The sequence below is a fragment of the Mesotoga sp. HF07.pep.5.2.highcov genome (assembly GCF_003666285.1).
In the GTDB taxonomy this organism is placed as follows: domain Bacteria; phylum Thermotogota; class Thermotogae; order Petrotogales; family Kosmotogaceae; genus Mesotoga; species Mesotoga prima.
In genome coordinates this window covers 1-4,683 of sequence record NZ_JFHJ01000673.1, presented here as the reverse complement: position 1 = coordinate 4,683, position 4,683 = coordinate 1, and the positions used below count along the sequence as shown (strand labels likewise).

Genomic DNA, 4,683 nt, shown 5'->3' with positions numbered 1-4,683 from the left:
CCAGAAGGATCTAGAATAGACATGATTATCTAGTCGAAATAAGGGTATATTTATCCTAGAGATGTAAGCGTTTACATATACTGAGGTGATAATTTTGTCCGCTAAGCTTTCTGATGTTGCTAAATTGGCCGAAGTATCTACAGCAACCGTCTCCCGAGTGCTCAATAAAAGTGGGTATGTCTCCAAGAAGTCAAGAGAAAAGGTTATGCTGGCCGTCGAGGAACTTGAATACAAGCCTTCAAAAGTCGCGAGTTTTCTGGCAAGTCGAAAGCTCGCGTTCAATATTGGAATTGTTGCAGGAAAGAGATTATTTCGCGTCCTGTCGGATCAATCCGATCAGTTTTACACAATTGTCCTCAAAGGAATAGAAGAGTTTTTCGCGGGGAACAACATGCGAGGAAGTCTTGTTCCTTCAAATAATTTTTCGGAAGACTACGATGGATACCTGCTGATAGGTGGAGAGATTACTGAAGAGGATATAAAAAAAGCAAAGGAGACTAAGAAACCGGTTGTTCTGATTGATCAGTATCTCGCTGGCGTAAAGGTCGACTGCGTTGTATCTGACGGTTATGACGGGGCAATTTACGGAATGAAGAAACTAATTTCAAAAGGACTCAAGAAGATTGTAAATATCCACGGACCCCTTTCGCACTTTGGGTTCAAGGACCGCTTTGACGGCTACATTTCTGCAATGGAAGGCGCCGGATATCTTCCCAAAGCTTATGAATACGATGAAGATAATGATAATATGAGCGCAATCATCGATCTGTTGCTTTCTAGATACGGACTTCCCGATGCCGTATTTGGATGCAACGACACCGCCGCGATAAGAGCGATGGAAGAGCTACAAGCCAGAGGAATAAAGATACCGGAGGAGGTGTCGATCTTGGGTTTCGATGATATCGTCAACTCCTCGGCCACTACTCCCTCGCTGACTACTTTCAAGATATTCAAGCATGAGATGGGAGTAGTTGGATCTAGGAGGCTTCAAAGTCTGCTAATTGGTAATGAACCGCGTCCAACAAAGATTTCTCTATTCACTGAATTTGTCCAGAGAGAAAGCACTTTATAGAAAGGGAGGTAAATCACATGAAAAGATTGATTCTGTTAACTTTGTTTTCGTGTCTCTTTGTGGGATTGTTCGCCGTTGAACTTGTCTTCTGGACAGCGCCCAATCCTCTCCAAGAAAGCTTCTGGAAGGAAGTAGTGGCTGAGTGGAATGAAAACAACCCCGATATCCAGATCAAGTGGTCGACTATTCCCGCTGCGGGAACCTCAGAAGAGGCTATCCTTACTTCAATCGCTTCCGGAAGAATGCCAGATATCTGTACGAACATATTTTCGGGATTCGCCGCACAACTCATCGAAGCAGATATACTTATTCCCCTCAACTCTTTCCCTGATTTCTGGGAACTCATGGAGCAAAGAAAGATGACCTCCATCGTTGAAAACTGGAAGTTCGGAGATAACTATTACGTACTCCCGATCTATTCTAACCCTATAATGATGTGGTGGAGATCAGACATCTTGAAGGAACTTGGGTATGACAGACCGCCGAGAACCTACTCTGAGATCTACGAGATAAGCGAGAAGTATTCCGTGCCGTACGAGAAGTACGGAGCACTTGTGGTAATGGGAAGAAACTGGTACGACCGATGGTACGACTTCATAACCTACTACTATGCCGCGAGTGAAGGAGCTCCATATCTAGATGTTGAAAAAGCCAGAGCGCTTTTCAACAATGAGACTGGCGAGAAAGTCGTCACATTCATGGATACCATGTTCAGAAACAACTGGACGGCAGTTGATCTAGGAAGCAATCCTTTCTATTTCGGTGTTGTCCTTGGAGGGATCTTCGGCCCGTGGGAGATAAACCAGGCGAGAAATCTCTTCCCCGATGTCTTCGATCATATAACAATCGTTCCCCCTCCGGTTCCCGATGATTATCCGGAGGACAAACCGATCTACACTTTCGCAGATACCAAGGGGCTTGTAATGTTCGCCACCACAAAGCACAGAGAGGCTGCATGGAAATTCATTAAGTGGGTCTATTCGGATATTGAAAAAGACAGAAAGTGGATGGAGTTCACCAATCTTCCTCCGGCAAGGGAAGACCTGTTGACGAATCCCATCTTCCAGGAGTATATGGAGGACAATCCGAAGTTCGCTGCTTATGCGAGCCACGTTGCCTACGCCGTTCCACCGGCTTTGACTACGAAGACTGTTGAAGTTCAGGAAATTCTCACAACATTTTTGATAGAGCAAATAATGTATGGAAAATCAACTCCGCTAGATGCACTTAAAGACTCTGCTACGAGAGTAAGGAGAGAACTCTTCTAGGAGAAGGGGTGATTGAGAGTGAGGAAGAGACTGAAAACCATCGATGCAATAAAGGGCTGGTCTCTGTCTGGGGGATATTTGGTATACACGGCAATATTCTGGGGTTACCCATTTGTGTGGCTTGTTATACTTGCTTTGTCAAAATGGAACTACTTCACCCCAAGGAAGTTCATCTGGTTTGACAACTTCATAGAACTATTTCAGGACGAAATGTTCTGGAGAGTTTTCTTCAATACATTTAACTTCATGCTGTACTTCATCCCCATGGTTCTCGGTCTTTCCTTACTCTTTGCCCTTGGATTGAAGAGAGTCAAGCTATTCCGAACGTTTTTCATACTCGCATTTCTCGTAGCAAATGTCTCATCGGGAGTGGCATATTCCATAATTTTTCAGAAGCTCTTCGCGATAAACGGCCCCTTGAATGGATTAACAAGAGCAATTTTTGGAATTACGGTTCCCTGGTTCAGCAGTCCTCAACTGGCCACTCTTTCAATAGCGATCATGGTCACATGGAAATTCATAGGATACTACGGTCTAATACTCTTTTCCGGTCTTCAGGCAATCCCGGAGAGCCTTTACGAGGCCGCAGAACTTGATGGGGCCGGAAAGATGACAAAGTTCTTCAGGATAACTCTACCTTTGATAAACCCGTCGATTGTCATGGTACTGGTTCTCTCTCTTACTCTGACTTTCGGAATATTCACGGAACCTTTCTTGATTACTGGAGGGGGACCAATGAGAACTACATACACATTTCAAATGCTGATTTATACGACAGCCTTCCAGAAGATCAACCCGGGGTACGCTTCAACACTGGCTATAGTTGTTGCATTACTTAGCTATGGCTGTGTATTGCTTACAAGGAAGCTGATCGAGAGGGAGGTGGAGATTGTATGAAGAAGGTCCCGACAATAATCCTTTATGTATTTCTTTTTGCCGCCTCAATACTTTGGATTTATCCTTATGTATGGATGCTTCTCTCATCGTTCAAACCAACCAATGAGATTTATTCAGGTTTTCTTCCAAGTCAGTTTACTCTGGACAATTACAGATTCATTCTTGAGGCCGCAGACAAGATGGAGAGACCATTTATTCAGGCTCTTGGCAATTCAATCTTCATTTCGGTTACAGTTACCCTCGGTGTCCTAGTATCTTCAGCGCTTGTTGGCTTCGCCCTTTCAAGGCTTAACTTCAAGGGAAGAAACGCCGTATTCAACTTCATAATCTTTCAGATGATCTTTCCGGGATTTTTATTCATAGTTCCACTGTACGTTCTTATTAAAAATCTGGGTCTTATAGACACTAGAACGGCATTGATTCTACCTTCACTCGTCTCTGCTTGGGGAGTCTTCATGTTTACACAGTCGTTCAGAGCAGTTCCCAACGAATACCTGGAAGCGGCCAGAATGGATGGAGCCAATGATCTATGGATAATCACCAAGGTATTGGTTCCACTGACAAGCTCAACTGTATCGATCGTAGGTCTCTTCACTTTCATAGGAATATGGGATAATTTCATGTGGCCACTGATTGTGGTAAGCGACTATTCGAAGATGCCTCTCTCTGTACTACTTGCAAGTTTTAATATGCAGTACGGGAGTTATCTGGGTCCAGTCCTGGCCGGTTCTGTATTGCAAACAATGCCGATGGTAGTAATATTTCTGGTGTTCAGAAAGTACTTTCTTCAGGGAATCTCTATGTCATTGAAATGAGGAGTGAGAGTTGTGATCAAACTAGAAAGACATCCGTTAAATCCCCTATTTTCTCCGATCTCGCAACATCATTGGGAATCCAAGTATGTTTTCAACTGCGCCGTTATAAAACGCCAAGGATTGTTTCACATGATTTATAGGGCTCAGGGCGAAGATATGGTTTCGAGAATGGGATACGCCGTTTCATTAGATGGTGTTAGATTCAACCGCCTCGAAAAACCGGTCTTCACTCCAGGGAGTCAGTGGGAGCTTTATGGTGTAGAAGATCCAAGGCTTACAGAAATTGAAGGAAAAGTCTATATGCAGTACACGGCCTACTCTCCAAAAGGCGTACGAATATCTATGGCTTCGACTACCGACTTTCTCAGGTGGGAACGTCACGGAGTGATAATCCCGGATGTAAATAACAAAGATGCTGCGCTATTCCCGGCGAAAGTAAAAGGTCGATATCTCATGTTCCATAGGATCGAACCCGACATGTATCTGGCGTATTCGGAAGATCTGAGGACCTGGACGGAATTCACCCCGATAGCCGGTCCAAGATCTGGTAAGTGGGACAACCTTAAAATCGGCGTGGGGGCCCGCCAATAGAGACTGAATATGGTTGGCTAGTCCTTTATCACGGAGTAGA

At 44.3% G+C, this 4,683-nt stretch carries 4 protein-coding genes and 1 pseudogene; all 5 read left to right on the top strand.

The window, feature by feature from the left end; translation table 11 throughout:
- The first annotated feature begins 94 nt into the window (after positions 1 to 94).
- Positions 95 to 1,072: a LacI family DNA-binding transcriptional regulator gene (locus BG32_RS14445; protein WP_014731358.1), complete on the top strand. Its 978-nt coding sequence runs from the start codon at positions 95 to 97 to the stop codon at positions 1,070 to 1,072.
- Positions 1,073 to 1,089: 17 nt separating this feature from the next.
- On the top strand, positions 1,090 to 2,340 hold the full coding sequence (locus BG32_RS14440; protein ID WP_014731357.1) for an extracellular solute-binding protein: 1,251 nt from the start codon (positions 1,090 to 1,092) through the stop codon (positions 2,338 to 2,340).
- Positions 2,341 to 2,352: 12 nt separating this feature from the next.
- On the top strand, positions 2,353 to 3,237 hold the full coding sequence (locus BG32_RS14435) for a carbohydrate ABC transporter permease (RefSeq protein WP_014731356.1): 885 nt from the start codon (positions 2,353 to 2,355) through the stop codon (positions 3,235 to 3,237).
- Complete coding sequence (locus tag BG32_RS14430) at positions 3,234 to 4,052, top strand: carbohydrate ABC transporter permease (RefSeq protein ID WP_014731355.1); 819 nt, start codon at positions 3,234 to 3,236, stop codon at positions 4,050 to 4,052. The genes BG32_RS14435 and BG32_RS14430 overlap by 4 nt, the downstream gene beginning before the upstream one ends.
- Positions 4,053 to 4,064: 12 nt before the next feature.
- Positions 4,065 to 4,683, top strand: a pseudogene (locus BG32_RS14425) (glycosidase); the annotation flags it as partial.